This window comes from Ketobacter sp. (assembly GCF_003671495.1).
GTDB lineage: Bacteria > Pseudomonadota > Gammaproteobacteria > Pseudomonadales > Ketobacteraceae > Ketobacter.
Map to the genome: position 1 here is coordinate 85,567 of NZ_RCHN01000006.1, position 25,702 is coordinate 111,268.

Annotated in this window: 19 protein-coding genes; 15 read left to right on the forward strand and 4 right to left on the reverse strand. The window is 57.6% G+C overall.

What is annotated here, in order from left to right; translation table 11 throughout:
• The first annotated feature begins 14 nt into the window (after positions 1-14).
• The 5 genes from D9N14_RS01860 (at position 15) to D9N14_RS01880 (ending at position 5,603) form a co-directional block, all read left to right on the forward strand.
• On the forward strand, positions 15-938 hold the full coding sequence (locus tag D9N14_RS01860; RefSeq protein WP_411267911.1) for an AAA family ATPase: 924 nt from the start codon (positions 15-17) through the stop codon (positions 936-938).
• Between the two features lie 11 nt (positions 939-949).
• The gene (locus D9N14_RS01865; RefSeq protein ID WP_290576248.1) at positions 950-2,293 is read left to right on the forward strand and encodes a DUF58 domain-containing protein; all 1,344 of its coding nucleotides are present in this window, start codon (positions 950-952) and stop codon (positions 2,291-2,293) included.
• Positions 2,294-2,464: 171 nt separating this feature from the next.
• Complete coding sequence (locus tag D9N14_RS01870) at positions 2,465-3,319, forward strand: hypothetical protein (RefSeq protein ID WP_290576250.1); 855 nt, start codon at positions 2,465-2,467, stop codon at positions 3,317-3,319.
• Positions 3,320-3,336: 17 nt separating this feature from the next.
• Positions 3,337-4,218: a DUF3365 domain-containing protein gene (locus tag D9N14_RS01875; RefSeq protein ID WP_290576252.1), complete on the forward strand. Its 882-nt coding sequence runs from the start codon at positions 3,337-3,339 to the stop codon at positions 4,216-4,218.
• 2 nt (positions 4,219-4,220) lie between these two features.
• Positions 4,221-5,603, forward strand: coding sequence for a serine/threonine-protein kinase (locus tag D9N14_RS01880; protein ID WP_290576254.1), 1,383 nt, complete (start codon positions 4,221-4,223; stop codon positions 5,601-5,603).
• A 24-nt stretch (positions 5,604-5,627) separates the two neighbouring features.
• Here the strand turns inward: D9N14_RS01880 and D9N14_RS01885 are convergent, their stop codons facing one another.
• Positions 5,628-6,611, reverse strand: a complete 984-nt coding sequence (locus D9N14_RS01885; protein WP_290576256.1) for a carbohydrate kinase family protein — start codon at positions 6,609-6,611, stop codon at positions 5,628-5,630.
• 4 nt (positions 6,612-6,615) lie between these two features.
• Positions 6,616-8,079: a glycogen synthase GlgA gene (gene glgA / locus D9N14_RS01890; RefSeq protein WP_290576258.1), complete on the reverse strand. Its 1,464-nt coding sequence runs from the start codon at positions 8,077-8,079 to the stop codon at positions 6,616-6,618.
• A gap of 260 nt (positions 8,080-8,339) precedes the next feature.
• Between glgA and pgi the strand changes: the two genes are divergently transcribed.
• Entirely contained in the window at positions 8,340-9,989 is a 1,650-nt protein-coding gene (gene pgi, locus D9N14_RS01895) for a glucose-6-phosphate isomerase (protein ID WP_290576260.1), read from the forward strand.
• Positions 9,990-10,035: 46 nt separating this feature from the next.
• On the opposite strand, the gene glgB is transcribed toward pgi, so the two are convergent.
• A complete protein-coding gene (glgB, locus tag D9N14_RS01900) occupies positions 10,036-12,204 on the reverse strand; it encodes a 1,4-alpha-glucan branching protein GlgB (protein ID WP_290576262.1) in 2,169 nt (722 codons plus the stop codon).
• A 355-nt stretch (positions 12,205-12,559) separates the two neighbouring features.
• Here glgB and glgC point away from each other — a divergent pair, with 355 nt between their 5' ends.
• The 3 genes from glgC to malQ are packed head-to-tail and all read left to right on the forward strand — an operon-like array spanning position 12,560 to position 16,970.
• Positions 12,560-13,822, forward strand: a complete 1,263-nt coding sequence (gene glgC / locus D9N14_RS01905; protein WP_290576264.1) for a glucose-1-phosphate adenylyltransferase — start codon at positions 12,560-12,562, stop codon at positions 13,820-13,822.
• Entirely contained in the window at positions 13,812-15,515 is a 1,704-nt protein-coding gene (locus tag D9N14_RS01910; protein WP_290576266.1) for a glycoside hydrolase family 57 protein, read from the forward strand. Before glgC ends, D9N14_RS01910 begins: the two co-directional genes overlap by 11 nt.
• Positions 15,516-15,518: 3 nt before the next feature.
• On the forward strand, positions 15,519-16,970 hold the full coding sequence (gene malQ, locus D9N14_RS01915) for a 4-alpha-glucanotransferase (protein ID WP_290576268.1): 1,452 nt from the start codon (positions 15,519-15,521) through the stop codon (positions 16,968-16,970).
• A 10-nt stretch (positions 16,971-16,980) separates the two neighbouring features.
• Here malQ and glgP read toward each other — a convergent pair whose 3' ends face one another.
• Positions 16,981-19,539, reverse strand: a complete 2,559-nt coding sequence (glgP, locus tag D9N14_RS01920; protein ID WP_290576270.1) for an alpha-glucan family phosphorylase — start codon at positions 19,537-19,539, stop codon at positions 16,981-16,983.
• Positions 19,540-19,708: 169 nt separating this feature from the next.
• Between glgP and D9N14_RS01925 the strand changes: the two genes are divergently transcribed.
• The 6 genes from D9N14_RS01925 (at position 19,709) to D9N14_RS01950 (ending at position 25,666) form a co-directional block, all read left to right on the forward strand.
• Positions 19,709-20,659, forward strand: a complete 951-nt coding sequence (locus D9N14_RS01925; RefSeq protein ID WP_290576272.1) for a glucokinase — start codon at positions 19,709-19,711, stop codon at positions 20,657-20,659.
• Between the two features lie 157 nt (positions 20,660-20,816).
• Entirely contained in the window at positions 20,817-22,502 is a 1,686-nt protein-coding gene (locus tag D9N14_RS01930) for an NADH-ubiquinone oxidoreductase-F iron-sulfur binding region domain-containing protein (RefSeq protein ID WP_290576274.1), read from the forward strand.
• A complete protein-coding gene (locus tag D9N14_RS01935; RefSeq protein WP_290576276.1) occupies positions 22,495-23,226 on the forward strand; it encodes a 2Fe-2S iron-sulfur cluster-binding protein in 732 nt (243 codons plus the stop codon). Before D9N14_RS01930 ends, D9N14_RS01935 begins: the two co-directional genes overlap by 8 nt.
• A complete protein-coding gene (locus tag D9N14_RS01940) occupies positions 23,216-23,758 on the forward strand; it encodes an NADP oxidoreductase (protein ID WP_290576278.1) in 543 nt (180 codons plus the stop codon). Before D9N14_RS01935 ends, D9N14_RS01940 begins: the two co-directional genes overlap by 11 nt.
• Positions 23,758-25,206, forward strand: coding sequence for a Ni/Fe hydrogenase subunit alpha (locus D9N14_RS01945; RefSeq protein ID WP_290576280.1), 1,449 nt, complete (start codon positions 23,758-23,760; stop codon positions 25,204-25,206). Before D9N14_RS01940 ends, D9N14_RS01945 begins: the two co-directional genes overlap by 1 nt.
• Positions 25,196-25,666, forward strand: a complete 471-nt coding sequence (locus D9N14_RS01950) for a hypothetical protein (RefSeq protein WP_290576282.1) — start codon at positions 25,196-25,198, stop codon at positions 25,664-25,666. Before D9N14_RS01945 ends, D9N14_RS01950 begins: the two co-directional genes overlap by 11 nt.
• Positions 25,667-25,702 lie beyond the last annotated feature (36 nt).

Here is a 25,702-nt window from a genome sequence, read left to right on the forward strand (position 1 = left end):
AACGGGTACAGCGCATGCGGGAGCAGATTGCCCGGGTGGTGGTGGGGCAACAACCGGTCATCGACCAGGTGCTGATTGCCATGCTGGCCACCGGCCACGTTCTGGTGGAAGGGGTGCCCGGGCTGGGAAAAACCCTGTTGGTGAAAGCCCTGGCCAAGTGTTTTCAGGGGCAATTCGGACGCATCCAGTTCACCCCTGATCTGATGCCGTCGGACGTCACCGGCCACGCGCTCTATGATATGAAATCCGAGCAGTTCAAAATCCGCCGCGGGCCCGCCTTCTGTAACCTGTTATTGGCGGACGAAATCAACCGGGCTCCGGCCAAAACCCAGTCCGCTCTGCTGGAAGTGATGCAGGAGAAGCAGATCACCATTGAGGGCAAAGCCTTCCCGGCGCTGACACCGTTTATGGTGTTGGCCACCCAGAACCCCATTGAACAGGAGGGCACCTACCCCCTGCCGGAAGCGGAGCTGGACCGGTTCATGCTCAAGGTGTTGATTGACTACCCCAGCGAGCAGGAAGAGCAGGACCTGGTCAAGCAGATCACCACCGGGCAGGTGCAGGATACCTTGAGCGTGGACGCCATCGAGCCCGTGGTTTCCGCCACCGACATTCCCCGGCTGCAGAAAGTCACCGCGGGTATCCAAGTGGACGACGCGGTGTTCGATTATGCGGTGCGCATCGCCCGCAGCTCGCGGGAGTGGCACAGCTTTGCCCACGGTGCCGGCCCCCGGGCCAGCATCGCGCTGATCCGTGCCGCCCGCGCCCACGCCCTGTTGGAGGGGCGGGATTTTGTTACTCCGGATGACGTGAAAACCATGGCCTTGCCGGTGATGCGCCATCGGGTGGCCCTGACCGCGGAGATGGAAATAGAAGGCCTGAAAACCGATCAGGCCCTGCAGCAATTGCTGCAGGAAGTGGAAGCACCCAGGCTGTAGCGGGGAACACCATGCGACCCACCCAACGCCTGTTCTGGTTTGCTCTCGGCTGGACTCTGCTGGGCTTGCTTGCGGCCCTCAATAACTGGTTACCCGCCGGATGGAGCCAACCCGAATGGCAGCCACAGCTGAGCAAGGTCTGGCAGATCAGCACCGCCACCCTGCTGTTTCTGCTGCTGTTTGATGTGGTGGCCGTGCGACGTATGGCCGCTCCCACCGTGCGCCGCTCCCACAGCGAATCCCTGGCCCTTGGGGTCTGGTCTGTGGTGGAGCTGGAGCTTCTGCATCGCTACCGACGGCCCGTGAGCATCGAGGTTCACGATCATTACCCGGGGGATTGCGAGGCGGAGCACGCCCTCCAGAACGGGCGATTGCAACCCCGGCAAGGCACCGCATTCCGCTACCGAGTACGGGCCAAGCAACGCGGCAATCATGACTTTGGCCTGACGGACCTGTTGCTTCCCTCGCCCATGGGGTTCTGGCAACGGCGCCTGCTGGTGGGCACGCCCAGCCGCGTCAAGGTGTATCCGAACTTCGCCGCCGTTTCCAACTACGCCATGATGTCCATGGAACAGCAATCCTCCCAGTTGGGCATTCGCCTGCAGCAACGCCGGGGGGAAGGCATGGAGTTCCAGCAGCTGCGGGAATTCCGTCAGGGCGACAGCCTGCGCCAGATCGACTGGAACGCCAGCGCCCGGCTGCGCAAACTGATCTCCAAGGAATACCAGGATGAGAAGGACCAGCAGATCCTGTTCCTGGTGGATTGCGGGCGACGCATGCGCTCCAAAGACGGTGATCACAGTCATCTGGATCACGCTTTGAACGCCATGTTGTTGATGAGCTACGCCGCCCTGAAACAGGGCGATGCGGTGGGCCTGCTCAGTTTTGGGGGGGATGATCGTTGGCTGAAGCCGGTGAAAGGGGTAGCCAACCTGTCGAAGATTCTGAACTGCGTCTACGACGTGGACGCCAGCACCCGGGCCAGCGATTACAATACCGCCATACGTGCCCTGATGACCCGCCACCAGAAACGGGCCCTGGTGGTGCTGTTGTCCAACATTCGCGACGAAAACGTGGACGACCTGAAACCTGCTCTGTCTCTGCTGCGCAAGAAACACCTGGTGATGGTGGCCAACCTGGAAGAGCCCGAGCTGCATGAGTTGCTGGAACAGCCCATCCACCAATTCCAGGATGCACTGCGCTATGCGGGCACCAAACTCTATCTGGAGCGGCGCCAGGCGGTGACCCGGGCCTTCAATCACTCCGGCATACACACGGTCAACAGCACCCCACAGATGATGCCGGTGGCCTTGATCAACAAGTACTTCGAAGTGAAGCGGGAAGGTTTACTCTAGCGCGGTTAAAGTGTGTATTTTTACGTTTTACAAATGAACGACTATTGGCCACTATATAACAATAATAAATATCCTTATTCGCAACCCTATAATCACCGGACGAAACCAATGAACCAGGCAATCAGGCCCGCTGTTTTCGTGATGTCTTTGTATCTGTTCACAGGGGCAGGCTTGCTCTCAGGCTGTGCGGGCAAACAGGTAAAACCCACCCCGGAGCCCACGCCCCCGGTGACAACAGAGCCGGAACAGACAGTGGAGGCACCGGCAACAGAAGCCGTCACCAAGCCGGAGCCCTACCAGTACAAGGCGGTTCCGTTCGAAGAAGTGCTGAAGCAGGATCAGGAAAAAGCCGCCCGCAAGCCTGCCCCAAAAACGGTACTGCCCACCGGTGAAGACGCCCCCAAACGCCAACCCAGCACGCCCCTCCGCCCCCCACAGCCAACGCCAGCACCTGCACCCGAGCCCGAAGCCCTCCCCCCTGAAACCGCCACCCTTGCAGTGACTGGGGAAGCCGCTGATCCGGTGGCTGCTCCGGAAACAGCGGAAGTGCCTGCCAAGGCCCCACCGGCAGAGCCGATTCGGTTCAATCTGGACCAGCTGCCGCTGACCGTCATGGACACCTGGATTCTGGCGGCGGACCAGGACAGCTGCTCATTGCAGACCGTCCCTGTAACCATGGATGATGGCGCCGGCCAAACCAGCGTCACACTGCGCCTGTCCAAAGCCGATTGGCAGGTGGTCACCCAGTCAGACATCGATCTCAGTTACCCGGAAACCGGTCTCTTCCTCAGTAACGGCACCCACATTCCGTTGGAATCCGTGATCAAAGACACTAGAATCTCGATATCGAAACAAAAACAGCAACTTACTGAAGCTTTAAAAGCCTCGGACTCGGTTCGGGTGGCATTGGGTTACTGGCCCACCTGGCCGGTGACTGAGACCCGATCCATCACCATTTCGGTTGCCCATTTCCCACCGGCCCTGAACGCCTGGGAAAGCTGCAACCGCCGCATCAGCGCACGCTAGCATAACCGGAGCCACCCATGGGATTACGCTTAAAGTTCAACCTTGTTTTATTCATCACCACGCTGATCGGGCTGCTGGTTTCCGGGTTCGTCAGCCACAAGATTCTGCAGCAGAACGCCCGGGAAGAAGTTCTGGATATGGCCCGCATCATGATGGAAAGTGCGGTGGCGGTGCGGGCCTATACAGTCAACGAGATCAAACCGTTGCTGAAGGTGCAGCAGCGTCGCAGCTTTATTCCCCAGACCGTACCCGCCTATGCCGCTGCCCAATATATCAAGACCCTGCAGCAATCCCATGAGGATTACAGCTACAAGGAGGCGGCCCTGAACCCCACTAACCCGGCCAACCGGGCCACGGAGTGGGAAGCGGATATTGTGAACTGGTTCCGCAATCATGTGAACGAAGAGGAACTGATCGGCGAACGGGAAACCCCAACCGGACCTCAGTTGTACCTGAGCCGCCCCATCACCATCACCAACCCCGGGTGCCTGGCCTGCCACAACACCCCGGCAGAGGCCCCTGCAACCCTGATCGAGACCTACGGCTCCAGCAACGGTTTTGGCTGGAAACTGAATGAAACCATCGGCGCCCAGGTGGTATCGGTACCCATGTCCCTGCCGCTGGCCCGGGCAGACCAGACCTTCTATACCTTTATGGGGGCCCTGATTGGCATCTTTGTGATCATCGCCATCATCCTCAACCTGCTGCTACACTTTATCGTGATCAAGCCGGTACAGGCCATGTCCAGCAAGGCGGATGAAATCAGCCTGGGCAACCTCAACGTAGAAGAGCTGACGGTGAAGGGCAACGACGAGATATCCTCCCTGGGCCGCTCCTTTAACCGCATGCATCGCAGCCTGAGCAACGCCGTGCAGATGCTGGATGAAACCATTGATTAACCATGAGTAGCGGTCATTTGCCTCCTCAACGCATTGCAAAATACGACATAGAACGCATTCTGGGCAGCGGCGCCATGGGCGTGGTCTACAAAGCCTATGACAGTCAGATTGAACGGCCTGTGGCCATCAAGGTGCTCCATGAGCACCTGCGCCAGGGTGAACACGGTGCCGATCTGGAAGTGCGTTTTTTGCAGGAGGCCAAGGCCGCAGCCCGCTGCCTGCACCCCAATATCGTCACCATTTTCGATTTCGGCAGCGACAGCGAGCCTTATATCGTCATGGAGTTCGTGGAAGGGATTGAGCTGAAAGCACACCTGCGCAGTGACACCTTCATCTCCCTGCCCTCCGCCACCGACATCTGCATCCAGGTACTGGAAGCCCTGGGCCATGCCCACGACAAGGGCATCGTGCACCGGGACATCAAACCCGCCAACATCATCCTGCTGGAAAACGGCACCGTCAAAGTCTCGGATTTCGGCGTTGCCCGCCTGGACACCTCGGAGCTCACCAGCACCGGTTTTATGGTAGGCACCCCCAACTACATGTCCCCTGAGGGCCTGCAAGGCTATCAGGTGGACGCGCGTTCGGACCTTTACAGCGTGGGCGTGTTGTTTTACGAATTGCTGACCAAAGAGCGGCCATCCCGCGAGCTGAGCCTCAGCCAGAACCTGGACAAACTGAACAGCACCCGGCATTTATCCGGCCAGAGCATCCGCTCCATCAAGCCGATTCTGGATCGCGCCCTGCAACCGGAGCCGGGGCAACGCTTCCAGTCCAGCGCCCAGTTCATCGACAAACTGCGTTCCATTGAGGATATGGATCTGACCCTGGCCACCACGGCCCACTTCCCGAAACCGGACAACTATGTGGCACAGGCCCCCACCGAAAGCCATGCCTTTTCGTCCTCTCAGTGGAGTGACGACCTGTTGCTGTCGCTGGAGCATTCTCTGGCGCGCTACGTTGGCCCGATGGCAAAGCTGCTGGTGCGCAAAAACAGTCGTTCCGCCACCAGCCTGGAACAACTGATGGCCAACCTGACTTTGCACATTCCCAATGAAGACGAGCGCAGCCAGTTCATGCAGTCAGTGGAAAAAAGCGGAATATCCAAAGTCTCGTCGCTGGGGGGTTCCCAGGCCGGACTGACCTCCCATTCCCGCAGTGCGGCTGATCAGCCCACCCAAATGGCTGCAACCACCATCACCGAGTCACAGCAGCAACAGATCACCGAGATCCTGGCGTTTCACGTGGGGCCGCTGGCCAGCCGCCTGGTGAAAAAAATGAGCCGCCAGCATCCCAACCTGATGGACCTGGTGGAAGCACTGGCCCGCCATATTCCGGACCAGAATGAACGCAATCAGTTTCTGGCTCGGGCCAGCAAACTCTAAACCCTCAGTAAGCTCTCTAAACCCTCAGATTGCCTGTTTCTCAATTTTGCGCGAAAAGGATTGGGCCTGTTGATACAGCTCTTCCCGACTCAGCAGCTTCTCTTTTGCACCCTGGTGCACCAGCACTGACTCGGCGTTGGTCATGCCCAGGTGTATGGCCTGCTCTATCGGCTCATCCAACACGCAGGCCGCAGTGAAAGTTGACGCAAAGGCATCGCCGGCACCGGTGGTCTCCAATACGGTGAGCCCTTCCCGCGGCCAGCCCCGGCAATAGTGCTCCCGGTCATACACATGCACCCCGTCGCCACCATCGGTAATGACGAAAACCCGGGGCGGCAGTTCCGCCATTTTCTTCAACAGCTCCCTGGCCGGGGGCCGCTCCTGGTAGATCAACCCCAGAAACTTGCAGGCCTCCTCCAGGTTCATCACCAGGATCTCCACCTTTTCCAACAGGGGTTGCAGCGCCTTGAAACCCAGTTCCGCCTGATAGTTACTGGGGTTGAAGGCGACCCGATAATCCTGTTGTGCCAGTAACGAGACAATGGTGTCGAAGCTCTCACCCAGCATACTGGCCAGGTACACCCAGCGGGTTTCGAAGGGCTTGATCTCATCCAGCCGCAAACTGTTGTTGCAGCCCTTGTAGGCCAGGATAGTGCGATCGTGGGCAAAGCTGTTGAGGATCACCGAGATACCGGTGGTGCCCTCCCTGGGGCCGATGAAATCGATATGTTCCTGCTGCAGGGTACGCACCACAAAGTCGCCGTTGCCATCGGTGCCGACCTTACCCAGATACGCCGTCTTCAAGCCCAGCCGGGCAAAGGTCACCGCACAGTTGGTGCCGCCTCCACCGACGGCCAGATTCAGTTCCTTCACCAGAATTTTGCTGCCCAGGGGAAAGGCAATCAGTTTCTCCTGCATGGTGGGGGTTTCGATGCGGATCAACTCCGAATCCGTATCCGCAAACTGATCGACGGTCGCACTGCCGATCGCCACAATGTCGTAGGACATTTACCTACTCCTGTTGATGATCCTGTTGATGGTCCTGTTGATAAAGTTCCAGATAGGACTGGGCACTGTGTTGCCAGTCAAAACACTGCGCCATGGCGGTTTGCTGGATGCGCTGCCAGGTTTTGCGCCGGCTGTACATGGCAATCGCCCGCAACACAGTGTCGGTGAACGCGGCGGCAGCGGGTTCCTCGAACACAAAACCGGTGGCAGTCCCCTGCTCCAGGGACAACTCGTCCACATTCACCACGGTATCCGCCAGCCCTCCCGTACGCCGCACAATGGGCAGGGTGCCGTAGCGCAGGCTGTAAATCTGATTCAGTCCACAGGGTTCATACCGGGAAGGCATGGCAAACAGGTCGCTGCCGGCTTCGATGCGATGGGCAAGTTCTTCATCATAGCCGATGGTGACGGACACCGTTTTCGGGTTGGCCTGGGCCAGTTCCAGCAACTGCTGCTCATAGTGGGGTGTTCCGCTGCCCAGAATCACCCACTGCACCTTGTGTTCCTGGGTGGCGGTCATGGCACTCACCACCCAATCAATGCCCTTTTGTTCCACCAACCGGCTCACCAGCCCAATCAAGGGCGCCGATTTACTCAAGCGCAGGCCGCTTATCCGCTGCAAGTCCAACTTGTTCTTGAGCTTTTGTTCCAGAGAGTCACGGTCAAAATGGAACAGAATATGGTCGTCGGTTTGTGGATTCCAGATCTCATAATCGGCCCCATTGAGAATGCCCACCAGTTTGTTCTGATGGTGTTGCAGCAGCCCGCCCATGCCACAGGCCGCCGGCTCCCGCAGGATCTCATCGGCGTAGGTTGGGCTCACGGTGGTAACCCAATCGGCAAACACAATGCCGGCTTTGAGAAAGGACAGGTTGCCGTAGAACTCCAGCGCATCCAGGTGCCACCAGGTATCCGGCAGCTGCAGATGCTGAAAGGTGGCGTAATCGAACACACCCTGGTAGGCCAGGTTATGAATGGTGAACAGTGTTTTCACGGCGCTTTCGTGCAAACTCAGCAGTGCCGGAATCAACCCGGTTTGCCAGTCGTTGCAGTGCACCACCTGGTAACCGGCTCCGGCCTGTTCCGCCGCCACCACCCAACTCACCACAGCGCGACAAAACTGGGCAAAGCGATCGGCGTTATCCGGCCAGGGATCACCACTGCTGCGTTCATAGGGCCCTCCATCCCGGTCGAACAGGCTGTCTGACTCCACCAGCAACAACGGCACACCCACGGGGCTGGATGCATATTCCGCCACCCGGATATCCGAGCGCAAAAAATCATCCGGCAATGACCGGCGCTGATCCGGTTCCCCCAACCTGGCGCGAACCGAGCGGTAACCGGGTAGTACCACCGTCACCTGATGCCCCAGGTCCGCCAATGCCCGCGGCAGGGAATAGGAGACATCCGCCAAGCCGCCGGTCTTGATGAGGGGGAACACTTCACTGCAAACAAAAAGTATGTTCATTGGAAACTGATTCGGCGCATGCCGCCATAGGTCAGGGTCAAAGCAATCACCCATCGTACTTATAAAAATTAGCACTACGAAACTACTCTATCATGACAAACGAATCCGACGAAGAGCAAGCGGGTTTGTGGAAACTTGATTGGGATCAAGCTATTTGTCACTTTGTGTCTCTATGCTCGGGGGGAATGCTCCACCTGTTGTCCCCAGCAAGCTCATTGGCAAGGCAGCCGCTTGCCAACATAACCATCAGGAAGCCGGATATGCCCAGCCCAATATCCTCACCTTACTGGCCGCAACTGGAAGCCCTGCGCCAGGATTTTTTAAACACACGTTTAACGGATCTGTTCCGGCAGCAGCCCAACCGGTTTCAGCAGTATTCCGGTTATTGCCAGGATCTGTTCATCGACTACTCGAAGCACTTTGTTGACCAGCGGGTAATGACGGCGCTGTTGGGATTGGCGGAGCAGCAACAACTCACCACAGCCATTCAGCGGCTGGCCAGAGCAGAACCCCTCACCAGTGGCCTGCAAACCATCCCCTACACTGCGCTGCGGGATAAGGCGTTGACCCCCACCAGCATCGCCGGGGAGGACATCTCCTCACTGATTCGGGACAACCTGTTCAAGATGGAACGCATCTGCAGCGAGGTACGTTCCTGGCGCTGGCGCGGATTAAGCGACAAGCCCATCGCCGATGTGGTCACACTGGGCGTGGGGGGTGCGGCCAATGATGCAGAAGCGGTGCACAAGGCATTGGGCGCTTACCAGACCAACTCCATCCGCATACACTTTGTGTCCAATGGCGATTCGGATCACTTCCGTCAATTGCTGAACCAGCTGCAACCGGACACCACCCTCTTCATCATCTCCAGCAAAAGCTTCGCCACTCAGGAGACCATCGCCAACGCGCAGCTGGCCCGGGAATGGGTGCTGCAACAGTCGAGAACGGACACCGCCCTGCAACGCCACTTTATCGCCATCACCGGCAACAAGGCAGCGGCCCTTGAGTTTGGCGTGGGTGAGCAATGCATTCTGGCGGTCTGGGACTGGCTGCCCGGTCGCTATTCCCTGTGGACCGCGGCGGGATTGCCCGTGGCCCTGGCCATCGGCATGGAGCGCTTTGTGGAGTTTCTGGCTGGAGCCCATGTCATGGACCGGCATTTCCTCACCACCGAGCCGGCACGGAACTTTCCGGTGATCCTGGCCCTGCTGGGAGTGTGGTATACCAATTTCTGGCAGGCCAGCAATCATGCTTTGCTGCCCTATCATGAATCCCTGGAGCTGCTGCCGGCACTGGTGCAACACTGCCTGATGGAGGCCAACGGCAAATCCATCGATCTGGCGGGACACCCGGTTGCCTACCAGACCGCGCCGGTGATCTGGGGCACGGCGGGCAACAGCAGCCAGCATACCTATTTTCAACTGCTGCATCAGGGAACGCACACCATTCCGGCAGACTTCATTGCGGTTGCCCGGGAGCCGGTTGCCGGCGCACAACATCAGAACCTGATGCAATGCCTGGCCCAGAGTGAAGCCCTGATGCTGGGTAACCAGGGCGAGACACCCCCGTCAAATCAAACGGCTAGCAATCCTGCCATAAACGACCAGGTGCTGCCGGGCAACAAGCCATCCACCAGCATCATTATGAAACAGCTCACGCCAGGAACTCTGGGCCAATTACTCGCCCTGTATGAACACATTGCCTTCACCCGCGCCATCATCTGGAACATCAACCCGTTCACCCACTGGGGTACGGAACTGAGCAAGCGCTACGGCAACGATTTCAGCGCGCAACCACACGCCCATGACCCTTCCACCCTGGGGCTGCTGCAGGTTTTCAAACAATGGAATCAGGAAACGGACACCCAGGAGTTACACAGCCCCCGGGAAGAGCCCAGCTATTATTTCTAGCAACGTACAACTGAACAAAGGGCCCTGCCTGGGATGAACAGCAGGCTCAGGCCGGGCTCAGGATAATACCCGCCAGCGGAGGCAGCGTCAGCGTAATGCTGCAGGGCTGATTCATGTGGGCATCCGGCTCCGCCTGAATGGCGGTGCCGTTGGAAATGTTACTGCCACCGTAATAGATGGAATCGGAGTTGAATATCTCCTGATACTGCACCCCTTCCGGCACGCCAATGCGATAGTGCTCCCGCACCACAGGGGTGAAATTCAGCACCACGATCACATACCCCTGCTCGCTGCGACGCAGGAAACTGATGACCGACTGTGAGCTGTCATGGCAGTCAATCCACTGAAAGCCGCGCTCTTCGAAATCATAGCGATGCAGCGCCGGCAATTTCTGGTAATGGCCGTTCAGATCCCGCACCACCGATTGCACTCCGCGCTGCCAGTCGTGTTCCAGCAAATGCCAATCCAGAGCCCGATCGTGACACCACTCCCGGCCCTGGCCGAACTCGCCGCCCATAAACAGGAGTTTTTTGCCCGGATGGGTGTACATGTAGGTGAACAACAAGCGCAGATTAGCGAACTGCTGCCAACCGTCCCCCGGCATTTTTTCCAACAGGGAATACTTGCCGTGCACCACTTCGTCGTGGGACAGGGGCAGCACAAAATTCTCGGAAAACGCATACAACAAGCTGAAGGTCAGGTTTTCATGGTGGAAGGGTCGGTGCACCGGATCATGCTTGACGTAGCGCAGGGTGTCGTTCATCCAACCCATATTCCATTTCATACTGAAACCCAATCCGCCCAGATATACTGGCCGTGACACCTGGGGCCAGGCGGTGGATTCCTCCGCCATCATCAACACCCCGGGGAAGTCCTGGTGCACCTTTTCGTTGGTGCGGCGGATAAAATGAATGGCTTCCAGGTTCTCGTTGCCGCCGTATTGATTGGGCGTCCACTCCCCTGCCTGGCGGGAATAATCCAGGTACAGCATGGAGGCCACCGCATCCACCCGCAGACCATCCACGTGGAATTCCTCCAGCCAGAAATAAGCACTGGAAAACAGGAAGTTACGCACTTCATTGCGGCCATAGTTGAAGATCAATGTCCCCCAATCCTTATGTTCACCACGGCGCGGGTCATCGTGCTCGTACAGGCAGGTGCCATCAAACCGGGCCAGGCCATGGGCATCCCTGGGGAAGTGGGCCGGCACCCAGTCCAGGATCACGCCAATACCATTACAGTGGCAATGATCCACAAAGTATTTGAAATCATTGATGTCACCGAAACGGCTGGTGGGGGCAAAAAACCCGGTCACCTGATAACCCCAGGAACCATCAAAGGGGAACTCGGTCACCGGCAACAGCTCAATGTGGGTGAAGCCCATCTCTTTGACGTAGGACACCAGCTGCTCAGCCAGTTCCCGGTAACTCAGGAAATCGCCGTTGTCCTGCCGCCGCCAGGACCCGAGATGAACCTCATAAATAGACTGGGGACTGTGCAACCAATCGGCTTTTGAGCGCCGCTGCAGCCACAGGTCATCCTGCCATTGATAGTGGGCTGGAGCACAGTAGCGGGAAGCGGAATTGGGTCGCACCTCGAAAAACCGACCGTAGGGGTCGGACTTGATGGTGACCTCCCCGGTATCGCGATTGCGGATCTCGAATTTATACAACGCGCCGTCTTCGAACTCGGGTATAAACAGCTCCCAGATACCGCTCTGTCCCCGGCTGCGCATGGGATTGACGCGCCCATCCCAGCGATTGAAATCCCCAACCACACTGACCCGTTCGGCGTTGGGCGCCCAAACCACAAACAGCGTACCGTCGATATTATCAATCTGCCAGGGGTGCGCGCCCATCAAGCGATAAGCGTCAAAACATTCCTGCAGGTGAAACCCGTTCAACCATTCCTCGCTCACCTGCGGCCAGAATGTGTAAGGATCAATAAAGTGTTGTTCCCAATCGCCACTGCGTTCCACCAGCACCGGATGCCGCCCCCAACTGGTGGCATCCCCTTCAATACGGAACAACCCACTGCTGCCAATTTGCTTCATCTCAGTGCGCTGGCCCTCCACCGTGACCCAAACCGAATCCGCATGAGGTCGATAAACGGTCAGATAGCTCTGATCACTTTCGTCATGAATGCCCAACACCGTGAACGGGTCATGGTGGCGGGCCGCAATAATGCGCTCAAGATTCTGCTGAAGACGATTCATGGGGGGCGATTGGTTTCGGGATGTGGCCATCACGTTCGTTGAAATCCTGTACTCGGAAGCCCGGTTCTATACTGAGCAGGCATTATCGGTGTCCTGAAGTCTGACTTCAAAGTACCACCGCTTCGCCTGAACACTTATATAACCGATTGTTATTTTGAATCCAGTAATTTTGGTTTTACCTTCGATAATTCAAACAACCTACTCGTTGTTCCTATGATTTGGATCATAAAATGCATGCCGCGATGTAGCATGCTTGTCATGTAGGATGTGCAGTATTGTCCATTATTCGGATGTGGTTTTCGTGACGTACCACTAATCCCATTTCACCCAGACAGGTCAGCCGTACAGGTACATCATGCTAGGAGCAACGACACCCAATTTTGGCACGCTGAAAAACACACTGGCTCTGATTCTGGCAGGGGGCAGTGGCACGCGACTGCAATCCCTGACCCGCTGGCATTCGAAGCCGGCAGTGCCTTTCGGGGGAAAGTTTCGCACCATCGACTTCCCGCTCTCCAACTGCATCAATTCGGGCATTCGCCAGATCAGCATTCTCACCCAATACAAATCCCACTCGCTGAATTCCCATATCCAGAAAGGCTGGAGTTTTCTGCGTCCGGAATTGGGGGAATTTGTGGAACTGCTGCCGGCGCAACAACGGGTGAAGGATTCCTGGTATCTGGGTACCGCTGATGCGGTGTATCAGAATCTGGACATCATCGACATGGTGCACCCGGACTACGTACTGATCCTGGCCGGGGATCACATCTACAAGATGAATTATGCACTGATGATTCAACAACATATCGATTCCGGTGCCGACATTACCGTGGGCTGCATCGAGGTTCCTCTGGCCCAGGCCCGGGAGTTTGGTGTGATGGCGGTGGATGAACAGAACTGGATTCAACGTTTTCAGGAGAAACCGGCACACCCGGAACCGGTGCCCGGCAAACCCGGCCTGAGCCTGGCCTCCATGGGCATCTATGTATTTCCGAAAGCGCTGCTCAATGAGCTGCTGCAGGACGACGCCGAGCAGGCCAACAGCGCCCATGACTTTGGTAAAAACATCATTCCGTCGGCGGTGAAGCATCTCAAAGTGCTGGCCTATCCATTCACGGACAGCAATACCGGTAACACCGCCTATTGGCGCGACGTGGGCACCATCGACAGCTATTTCGATGCCAACATGGATTTGCTGTCGGTCACGCCGCAGCTGAACCTGTACGACCAGACCTGGCCCATCTGGACGTATCAGGAGCAACTGCCACCGGCCAAGTTCGTGTTTGATGATGAAAACCGTCGGGGTATGGCAGTGGACTCCCTGGTGTCTGGCGGCTGCATCATTTCCGGCAGCTCAGTGAAGCGTTCACTGTTATCCAACAATGTGCGCATTCACAGCTACTCAACCATTAAAGACGCTGTTATTCTTCCCAATGTGGAGATTGGTCGCAATTGTCGATTGAAGAACGTCATCATTGATCGCGACTGCAAAATTCCACCGGGTACGGTCATTGGGTATGAACATGATCAGGATGCAAAGCAGTTTTATGTGTCTCCCAATGGCATCGTGTTGGTCTCGGCTGAAATGTTAGGAAAGTCCCTATCCAATGTCGCATGAGCAGGATGATAAACCCAAAGTCAACGTAGTGCTGTGCTGGCATATGCACCAGCCCCAGTATCAGGATCAATTCACCCGCAACGTCCACTTGCCCTGGACTTACCTCCATGCCATCAAGGACTACGCCGATATGGCGGCGGTGGTGGAGCAGGTTCCGCAAAGCCGGGTGGTGGTGAACTTCACGCCCGTGTTGCTGGATCAGATTGACGATTACATCCAGCAGTTCGATCGCTATTTCAATCAGGGTGAAGCCTTCAACGACCGGCTGTTGGCGACCCTGGCCATGGCCACCATCGGCCCCACGGAATCCTTGCGCCTGTTCATTGCCAAGCAATGTATCCGCGCCAATGAAAAACGCCTGGTGGAACGCTTCCCGCCCTATCAGGACCTGGTACAACTGGCGCGCCTGGCACTGAACAAACCCGGCTACCTGAACTACCTGGATGAGCAATTCTTTTTTGATCTGCTGGTCTGGTACCACCTGGTGTGGATGGGTGAAACGGTGCGCATGGAAAACGAAACCGTGCAACGCCTGATCCGCAAGGCCCGCGGTTTTGATGGCAAAGATCGGCGGGAACTGCTGGGTGTCATTGACATCCTGATTCGCTCCGTGGTGCCGCGCTATCGGCATTTGGCGGAAAGCGGGCAGATGGAAATCAGCGTCACCCCGGATAAACACCCCATCCTGCCCCTGCTGCTGGATTTTAAATCCACACTGGAAGCCATGCCCGATGCCCCGCTGCCCAAGCGGCCACACTACCCTGGTGGCAAAGAGCGGGCGATGGTGCACCTGGAAAATGGACTGAAGACTTTCGAGCGGCATTTCGGCTTTCGTCCGGTGGGCTGCTGGCCTTCCGAGGGTGCACTCAGTGAGCCCACTCTGGAATTACTGGATCAGGTTCAGTTTCAATGGACCGCCACTGGCGGCGGCGTGCTGGGCAACACCCGCAACGCCAACAAACTGCATAAATTGTGCATCCACCATGGATTCAAGGTTCGCAACAATGAGGTGTCGTGTTTCTTCCGGGACGATAACATTTCAGATCTGATTGGTTTCACGTATTCCGGCTGGAATGAAGTGGATGCCGTCAACAACCTGGTTCACCATATTGAAAACATCCGAGTGGCCTGCGGTTACCAGGAAGATACCATCGTGCCCATTATTCTCGACGGTGAAAACTGTTGGGAATATTACGCCAACAATGGCTACCACTTTTTGAAACAACTCTATTCAAAGCTGGTGGAGCACCCGAAGATCAATCTCACCACCTTTCGTGACTACAGCAAACGCCACAGCAAACGCACTGAGTTGCCATCGCTGGTGGCGGGCAGCTGGGTGTACGGCACCTTTTCCACCTGGATCGGAGATCCGGCCAAAAACCGGGCCTGGGATTTATTGTGTCAGGCGAAAGACGATTTCGATCGCGTCATGAGCAGCGGCAAACTGGCACCGGAAATTGCCCAACGGGCCGAAGAGCAGATGGCCATTTGTGAAGGCTCCGATTGGTTCTGGTGGTTTGGCGATTACAACCCGGCTGAATCGGTGTCTGACTTCGATCAGTTGTATCGAACCCACTTGAAGAATCTGTACCGTTTTCTGGATGAACCGGCACCAGAGAGCCTGGAACACGTGATCAGTCGCGGCGGCGGCGTAGCGGAAAACGATGGGGTCATGCGCAGGGGACAAGGATAATTCATGCCAAAAGGCGTTCTCAACAGGCGTTTGTCCGGTGTGGTGCTGCATCCCACTTCCCTGCCCGGCCCGCAGTACCATGGTTCCTTTGGGGCCGAAGCCTATAACTGGCTGAACTGGTTGCAACTGGCCGGGTTCGGTGTGTGGCAGACTCTGCCCCTGTGTCCGGTGGCGGACGGTTCCCCCTACAACAGCTTCTCTGCGTTTTCCGGCAATCCCGATTTTGTGGACATCGGTCAACTGAAAGCGCTGGGATTCCCGGAATACAAAAAAGACGTTGCCAGCCGCCTGAATCAACGGGCAGCGCTGACCCAGGCCCATCTGTGGTTACAGGAACACCCGCAACACCCCATCGCCGCCGAATTTCAGGCCTTCTTGGCGCAAACGGACTGGCTGGCGGATGCCAGTCTTTTCACCGTGATCAAACAACAGTATTCGGAACATTGGCTGCAGTGGCCGGCGCCCCTGAGGAATCGTGACAAAGCCGCCATCGAGGCCTTTCAACGACAACACGCCAACCCGATCCAGCTGGAGAATTTCATTCAGTTTCTGTTTCATCGGCAGTGGCTGGATCTGAAACGCTACGCCAACGAGCGCAATATTCTGGTATTCGGGGACCTGCCGATTTTTGTTTCCGGTGACAGTGCGGATGTCTGGGCGCACCGGGATCTGTTTAAACTGCACGAGGATGGCACGCCCGAGGTGGTGGCCGGTGTACCGCCGGATTACTTCTCGGCAACCGGTCAACGCTGGGGCAACCCCATCTATCACTGGCCGGCCCACACCGGCAGTGGGTTCAGCTGGTGGAAGCAACGGCTCAAACACAACCTAGAATTGTACGATGCCGTGCGCATTGATCACTTCCGCGGTTTCGTGGCCTATTGGGAAATCCCCGCCACCGAGCCCACCGCCATCAACGGTCACTGGGTGCCTTCCCCCGGTGACGAACTTTTCAAAGCACTGCTGGCAGAGACCAGCGAGCTCCCGCTGATTGCGGAAGACCTGGGCATCATCACCGATGACGTCATTGCGCTGCGTAAACGCTACGGTTTACCGGGCATGAAAATTCTGCAGTTTGCCTTCGACAGCGACGGTGCCAACCCTTACCTGCCCCACAACCACACCCGGGACACCGTGATCTATACCGGCACCCACGACAACAACACCACCGTGGGCTGGTACAAACACCTGCCGCAACCCACCCGGGACCGTATTCATGAGTATTTTTCCCAACCGGCGGAGGCCATGCCCTGGCCCCTGATCAAGAGTGCCCTGGCCTCCCCCGCCCGCTGGGCCATGATGCCGTTTCAGGATTTACTGGAACTGGACGAGCAACACCGCATGAACACACCGGGCACCACCGAAGGCAACTGGCGCTGGCGCTTTCAGTGGTCCCAGGTGGATGGGGGCCTGGCGGATAAAATGAAAGCCCTCAACCATCTGTACGCACGCTGACCACGCTTGCCTATAGCCAGATCATGGCTCCCACTTCGAAGCGTTGCCCCAAAGCAGAGTGATAGGGATACAGGCGCAGCTTGTAGCATTGCTTGCCGCTTTCCGCCAAGGTTACCGACAGGGCAAACACACTTTTCCCATCGTCTGTTGTGTTTTCATGCTGGAGCTGGAAACAGGAATGCCGTTCAAACTGGCCTTCCCTGTCCACCGTACCCACCAGGCAATCCACGGACACATCGGCGGGAGACAATCCGGCCAGATCCACCAGAATCTTCACTTCAAAGGTGTCATCCCGAAACAGCGTGTCCATGGGCTGGTCACAACGCTCCGCCTTAACCTGGTGCCAGCATTCCCGCACCCGCTGTTTCCAGTCTGCCAGCTCCCGGGCCAGTTGAAAGTCATCGTTCCACAATAACTGGCCGTGGCGGATGGCCGGACTGTAGAAGTCCCGTAAATAATCCATCACCATGCGCTGGGCATTGAACGCCGGGATCAGGGTTTCCATGGCATTTTTACTTTTTTCGATCCACTCCACCGAGAAGCCGTGGCCATCCCGTTCGTAGTACAGGGGGACCACCTCGTTCTCCAACACGTCCATCAGTTCGTTGGCCTCCTCCCGATCACGAAAATCCGGGGAAAACTGGGGGCCGTGAGGGGTAATGGCCCAACCGTTGACGCCGTTGTATCCCTCATCCCACCAACCGTCCAACACACTGAGATTAAGTACGCCGTTGATGCCGGCTTTCTGGCCTGAGGTACCACTGGCTTCCAGCGGATAGGCCGGGTTGTTGAGCCACACATCCACGCCGGTCACCAGCTTGCGTGCCAGGGCCATGTCGTAATCCTCCAGCAGCACAATGCGGCCTTCGAATTCAGGGTCATGGGCGAAATGATGAATCTGGCGAATGAATTCCTGCCCCGGGTGATCACTGGGATGGGCCTTGCCGGCAAAGATCAGCACCACGGGTTTTTCCGGGTCGTTAAGCAGGCGGGACAAACGCTGGCGATCCGAAAAAATCAGCGTCGCCCGCTTGTAAGTGGCAAAGCGGCGGGCGAAGCCGATGGTGAGAATGTCGGTTTTACGGGGTTTGATGTACCGGGTCAGACGCCGGATCTGGGATTCGCTGATGCCGTTACGACGTTGTTGCTCCACGCTGCGTTCGTGCACGGCTTCCAGCATTTTGGCTTTCAGGGATTGACGCACACTCCAGAAGCTGTGGTAGGGAATATCCCAGGTTCTCTTCCAGAACTCGGGATTCAGCAATTCGGTACGCCACCCCCCACCGAACTGCAGGTCAAACATGTTCACCCATTCATTGGCCAGGAAGGTGGGAACATGTACGCCGTTGGTTACATGGCGGATCGGGTTTTCTGCAGGTTCAATCTGGGGCCAGATGTAGCGCTCCATTTCTGACGCCACCTGGCCATGGATACGACTCACGCCGTTGTGGAAGCGCGACCCCCGCAACGCCAGCGCCGTCATATTGAAGCCGTGACTGTTCACCGGACTGGAACCCAGCCCCAGGAACTGCTCCATGCTGATGCCCAGCTCCTTAACGTAATCGGCAAAGTAAAATTCAATCAGGCGGTGGTCAAAAATATCATGGCCGGCGGGCACCGGGGTGTGCGTGGTGAACACCGTATTGGCCGCCACCGCTTCCAGCGCTGCACCGAAAGACAGCCCACTGGCCACCCGTTCACGGCAACGCTCCAGCACCTGGAACGCCGCGTGACCTTCATTGATGTGCCACACCGTTGGCTCCAGGCCGAGCATCCGCTTGGCCCGAACCCCACCGATGCCCAGTACCATTTCCTGCAACAGGCGGTTGGTGGAATCACCGCCGTACAACTGATAGGTGATGCGCCGATCCTCTTCCTGATTGCTGGCCAGATCGCTGTCCAACAGATAGAGATTATTGTGACCCACCTTGGCCATCCAGATTTTCAACTCTATTTCCCGCCCCGGCACCTGAATGTGCACTGTGAGCGGCTTACCCCTGTCATCCAGCACCGGCTGCACCGGCAAATCCTGAAAGCGGGATGGATTGTACTGGGCCAGCTGGTTGCCGTGGCTGTCGATCTGCTGGATGAAATAGCCTTGCCGATACAGCATACCCACCGCCACAAAGGGTAAGCCCATGTCACTGGCCGCCTTGCAGTGATCCCCCGCCAGAATACCCAGGCCGCCGGAATAGATGGGCATACTTTCATGCAGGCCGAACTCGGCACAGGAATAGGAGATCAGGTCACTTTGGGAGTTGATGTGCTTGCGTACGTTCTTGCCGCTTTTGGCTTTAAGATACGCGTCGAAGGTGGAGATGACCTTGGCGTAATCCTGCATGTAGGCCGGATCTTCTGCTGCCTCCTCCAGTTTGCGTTGATCAATGCGGCGCAGGAACAGTTTGGGGTTGTGCCCCACCCGTTCCCACAGCTCCCGATCCAGGCGAAAGAACATTCCCCGCACCTGACGATCCCAGCTGTACAACAGGTTATTGGCCAGTTCTTCAAGCCGTTGCAAAGCCGGTGGAATTTTGGGTTGCACTTCGATGCTGTAGAGGGTTCCGGGCATGAGGGGGTATCCTGGCAGATTTGATCCGTTGATTTATTATGGCAAACTGCGATTAAACCAGACAATCATTACAAAGCGTTTGACACCAATCAAGGTGGATCGGGGTTCGCGCTCAGCCACGGCCACGTTACCACGCATTCAACCGCGCATTATAGGAGCCACTTATCTGATGATTGCACTACTGGCGGATATCGGCGGCACCAAATCCCAACTGGCCCTGATGAATGAGCAGGGTGCGTTCATCCACCGCAGGACGGTGTTAAATCATGAGCACCCCAGTTTTGATGCATTGGTAGACCAGTTCCTGCACACTCAACCGCCCCCCCAATGCGCGATTCTGGCGGTGGCGGGCCCCGTGGATGACGGCATTCGCTGTCGGATGACCAACCTCAACTGGCTGATCGACGGCGTCGCCCTGCAACAGCGGCTGCAGCTGAAATTCGTTAACCTGCTCAATGACCTGCAAGCCACCGCCTGGAGCATGACGGACCCGGGGGTGCAATCCCGACTGGGCATGCTGCGGGGTAGCGGATTGAATTTCGAGCAGCCCGTGGTGGTCATCAGCCCCGGAACCGGATTGGGACAAGCCTGCATCCAGCCGCATCAGGACCAGTATGTGATTCAGGGAACCGAGGGCGGCCACAAAACCATCGCCCCCTTCAACCGGCTCAGTGCGGAGCTGATCCTGCAGCACTGGCAGCAATACGACTATCCACCCAGTTGGGAAAACTGGTTCTCCGGCTCGGGGTTCAGCCGACTGTTCCAAACCATGTTCCCGGGTGCCCCGGTGCCGGACAATGCGACCATGGGGCAGCAGGCCATCAGCGACCCCGACAGTTCCAGCGCCCGCTGCATGGAGTTGTTTACCCAGGCCATTTACGCCGAGGCCGGTAATCTTGTTTTGCAGTATCTGGCCTGGGGCGGCGTGATTGTGGCGGGAGGCATTCCTCCCAAACTGGGCAAACTGTTCTGCCAACCCGAGCACATCGCCTATATCGAGCGTAAAAATGAATACCTTGACCGACTGAGCGCAGTGCCAGTGGCGCTGTGTCAGGAGGCGGACGCGCCGTTAACCGGGGCAGCCACCTATTGTAAACAGCGCTGGCATGAATCATCTTGAAACCGGCTCGTCATACGCCGGTCATGGTTCACCTGTAAAGGCCGAACACGATAGCCTGGCAACAGGCTAATAAACCCGTTCATTACATGACGCATCGCAGGACATTCGCACTCACGATTGCTATGCTGGACCCACATGCGCAGGAGGCCGAGAGCTGGTGGCAGAATCCCCGTTTGAGTGGTTAAGGGCAAAAAGTGATTTTCCGGAATGGGATACCGACCTGGCGGAGCAGACGTTGCTCAACCAGCACCCTGCCCCCTTCCGACCGGAGCGGGCGCTACAAAGCCTGGTGGTCCTGCAACAACAGTTCGGTCAGGTATCCCCCCCCATGCAAACCTGGCTCGCCAGCAAATCCGGAGTGACAGTAGCCGATCTTCGCAGCCTGGTGTCGTTTTACCAATTCCTGGAACCAACGCCTCCTCCCCGTTACCACCTGCGTTTTGCCAATAACATCATTGAGCAGATAAACGGGGTGAACCATCTGGTAGAACAGGCCCGCGCAACATTGCACGACGCGGACTGCAAAGTGGAGACCACCTCCTGCATCGGTCTCAGCGATCATCCCATTGCCGCGCTGATCAACGGGCACCCGATTACCCGCTTGAACCGGAGCAACATCAATGAGCTGTGCCAACTGATCCGCGCCGGTAAATCACTGCAGGAATGGCCCCGCCGCTGGTTCGCTGTGGACAACACCATCCACCACCCCGGCCCCCTGACCTCCTACCCCTATGCTCGTGGACAAGGTCTGGCCCTGGCCACGCAACAGGGTCAGCAATGGGTTTTAAACCATATGGACGCCTCCGGGCTGCGGGGATTGGGGGGGGCGGGCTTTCCCACAGCGGTCAAATGGCGGTTGTGCGCAGAGCAAGCAGATCCCGTTAAATACATCACCTGCAACGCCGATGAGGGGGAACCAGGCACCTTCAAGGATCGCTTCTACCTGACCGTGCAAACGGATCAGGTGATCGAGGGCATGGCCATCGCAGCCGTGGCAGTGGGGGCCAGCAAAGGTTATCTCTATCTTCGCGGTGAGTATTTGTATCTGGTGAAGCACATTGAAGCCGTGTTGCAGCAATGGCGTGAACGGGGCCAACTGGGTGCCGGATTCGACATTGAACTGCAGTTGGGCGCCGGTGCCTATGTGTGTGGTGAAGAGTCGGCCATGCTGGAGTCCCTGGCGGGCAAGCGGGGCATTCCCACCAGCAAACCGCCTTTTCCCGGACAAAAAGGCCTGTTCGGCAAACCCACAGTGGTCAACAACGTGGAAACCCTGGTGGCCGCCACCTATATCCTGCAGCAGGGCAGCAGTGCCTTCCGCTTGGTGGGCACCGAACATAGCCCGGGCAGCCGCCTGCACAGCGTCTCCGGTGATTGTCGACGACCGGGTCTGTACGAATTACCCCAGGGTGCTCCGGTGCAGGATCTGCTCGCGCTTTGCGGTGCCGAAGACGCCCACTGCGTGCAGTCCGGCGGACCCTCCGGCGCGTTACTGCTGCGCCATCAATTCCAGACGCCGCTGGACTTTGAAAGCCCCGGACGGGGCGGCTCGGTGATGGTGTTCAACCGTGACCGTTCACTGTGGGATATCACCCGCAATTTCACCCGTTTTTTTCAGCACGAGAGTTGTGGATTCTGCACCCCCTGCCGTGCCGGCACCGTGGCCATGAACCACCTGCTGGACCGCTACGAGCAACCAACAACCGCCCGCCAGAAAGCACAAACACGGGCGGACATGATCGAACTTACACAATTGATGCAGCACACCAGCCATTGCGGTCTGGGCAAGACTGCGGGCTTGCCGGTGTTGAATTTTCTGAACCAGGGAGCCGGCCATGAGTGACCAACCGCAGTTTCAGTTGGACGGGCAACCCATTCCCTTCCAGCCAGGGGACACCATCATGCAGGCGGCCCACCGGGCCGGTGTATACATTCCCCATCTCTGTTTTCATCCCCAGTTTCGCCCCCACGGCAGCTGCCGGTTGTGCGTGGTGAACATGCAGGGCAAAACCGTATCCGCCTGCACTCAACCGGCCAGCATCGACCTGGAGGTGCATTCTGAAACCACGGAACTGCGCCAGTCACGCCTGCGGTTGATTCAGTTGTTGTTTGCCGAAGGCAACCACTTTTGCCCCAGTTGCGAAACCAGCGGCAATTGCCAGCTGCAGGCGTTAGCCTACGATCTGGGCATGACCCACTATCACTATGACCCGTTTTATCCCACCCGCATCCCGGATGGCAGCCACCCGGAACTGTTTATTGACCGGGATCGTTGCATCCAGTGCGACCTGTGCGGACGGGCGTCGGAACAAGCGGACCATAAAGCCATTTACCTGCTGGCCGGGCGCGGACAACATACCCACGTGGCGTTTCGCAGCGACGACGGGGAGTTGGGCTCAACCCAGGCGCAGGCGGAGGATCGGGCATCCCATGTCTGTCCGGTGGGTTGTATTCTGCCCAAATCCGGCAACTACCCTGACATTGCCGGCGCGCGTCTGTACGATCAGATTCCTATCCACGCACAAGGCAATCACCGGCGCGATGACGGAGGCACTCATGACGACTAAAAAAGTGCGGGTAGCCACCTGCTCCCTGGCGGGTTGCTTCGGTTGTCATATGTCGTTTCTGGATATGGACGAAGCCCTGATTCCACTGCTGGACCACATTGAATTCGACCGCTCGCCATTAACCGACATCAAGACCGCAACGCGCTGTGACATCGGACTGATCGAAGGCGGGCTCTGCAACGAGGAAAACAAAGAGGTGCTGCACCAGTTCCGCGAGCAGTGCACGTATCTGGTGGCGGTGGGCGCCTGCGCCATCAACGGCGGTGTGCCCGCCATGCGCAACCATCTGTCGGTGCAGGCGTGCCTGGAGGAGTCCTATCTGGACGGGTTGGGTGTGGTGGATGCACAAATCCCCAATGACCCCGAGCTGCCCGCACTGCTGCCCAAAGTGTTGCCCCTGCAGGCGGAAGTGGCCATCGATTTCTTTTTGCCAGGCTGCCCGCCCCCAGCGGCGGCGTTTCTGGAACTGGTGCAGGCGGTGTTGGAACAACGGGCACCCAATCTGGACTATGCGAGCAGGAGGTTTGACTGATGGCCAGGCGTGTTGCCATTGACCCCGTCAGCCGGGTGGAAGGCCATGGCAAGGTCACCTTGCTGGTGGACGATGACCATCACATCACAGAGGCCCGTCTGCACATTGTGGAATTTCGCGGTTTTGAAAAATTCATCCAGGGCCGACCCTATTGGGAGTTGCCGTTGGTGGTACAACGGCTCTGCGGTATCTGCCCGGTAAGCCATCACCTGGCGGCGGCCAAAGCCATTGACCAGATCGCCGGCGTTGATCAACTGACTGAGCCCGCCCTGGCCCTGCGCAAGCTCATGCATTTCGCCCAGGTGTTGCAATCCCATGCCCTGCACTTTTTCCACTTGGCGTCTCCGGATTTGTTGTTCGGTTTTGACAGCGATGTTGCCAAACGCAATATTGTCGCCGTCATCCGCCATCACCAGACCCTGGCGTTACAGGGCGTCCGGATTCGCAAATTCGGTCAACAGGTCATCGAAGCCATCTCCGGCAAACGCATCCATGGTATTGCCGCGGTCCCGGGTGGCATGAACCAACCTCTCACCGCCGATAAAATCACCCCGTTCAAACAACAGGTAACCGACATCATAACCTGGTGTGATGAAACGGTGCAGACGGTACGGGATCTGTTCCAGGCCAATCGCGACTTTCACGAAAACTTCGGCACGGCGCCGGCCGCGTTCCTCTCCCTGGTGGGACCACAAGACCAGCTGGAACTGTACGACGGAGAGATCAAGGTCATAGATGCCAACGGCCAGCTGCTGCATCGACAACCCTGCGATCAGTATCATCACCTGCTGCAGGAACAGGTGAAGTCCTGGAGCTATATGAAGTTCCCCTTTCTCAGTGATCTGACCCCGGACACCGGCTGGTACCGGGTGGGCCCGTTGGCGCGGCTCAACACCTGCAGCCACATCGACACCCCCAAGGCCGAACAGCGCCGCCAGGAATATCAGGCACTGCTGGGCAAGACCGTTCAGGCCCCCCTTGCCTATCACTGGTCACGGATGATCGAGGCCCTGCACTGCGCCGAAGCCATCGCCGTACTGCTGGATGACCCGGCCCTGCTGTCCGACGACCTGGTGAATCAGGGTAACAAGCGGCGGGAAGGCATCGGCATCATCGAGGCACCCCGCGGCACCCTGATCCACCACTACCGCATCAATGAACAGGACCAGGTGACCATGGCCAATCTGATTGTGTCCACCACCAACAACAACCAGGCCATGAACGAAAGCATCCGTCGTGTTGCCAACGATCACCTGAATGGCCGGGAATTGACGCCGGAGTTGTTGAATCTGGTGGAAGTGGCAATCCGGGCCTATGATCCCTGCCTGTCCTGCGCCACCCACGCAGCGGGAAAAATGCCCCTGCAACTGGAACTGATGGGAACGGACGGCGCCCGACTCGGCAGCTTGACGCGCCACAGCGATGGCAGCATCCAGCATGCAGATTAGCCTGTTTTTTTTCGGCAATCCGGACCGGGGTGACGATGCCGTGGGTGAAGCCCTGTATCAATGGGCGCAGCACTATTTCACCCAACCGGACAAACTGGCAGCAGGCATTGAATTACGCCAGGTACTGGATTTTCAACTGGAGCCAGAACACATATTTGATCTGGAGGGCAGCGCTCTGGGGATTTTTGTGGACTGTCACGCTGCCAGTGAGAAAGCGGTGACGTGGCAGGCGGTGCCCGTGGGCAGCCAGCTCATGTTCAGCAGTCACAGCCTCACAGCGGAAAGCCTGCTGTTCCTGTATGAGAACACATTGCAGCAACCGGCGCCGCCCTGCTACCTATTGGGCATTCGCGGTGAGGATTTCAGCCTGGGTAAGGCGATGTCCCCAGCCACACAAAAAGCGCTGGAGCTGGCCAAGCTGCAACTGGCGCACCGTTTGCGACAGGCGGATTTTGCCTGAACCCGCACCCACTCAACGGCCACCTGTTTAAACACC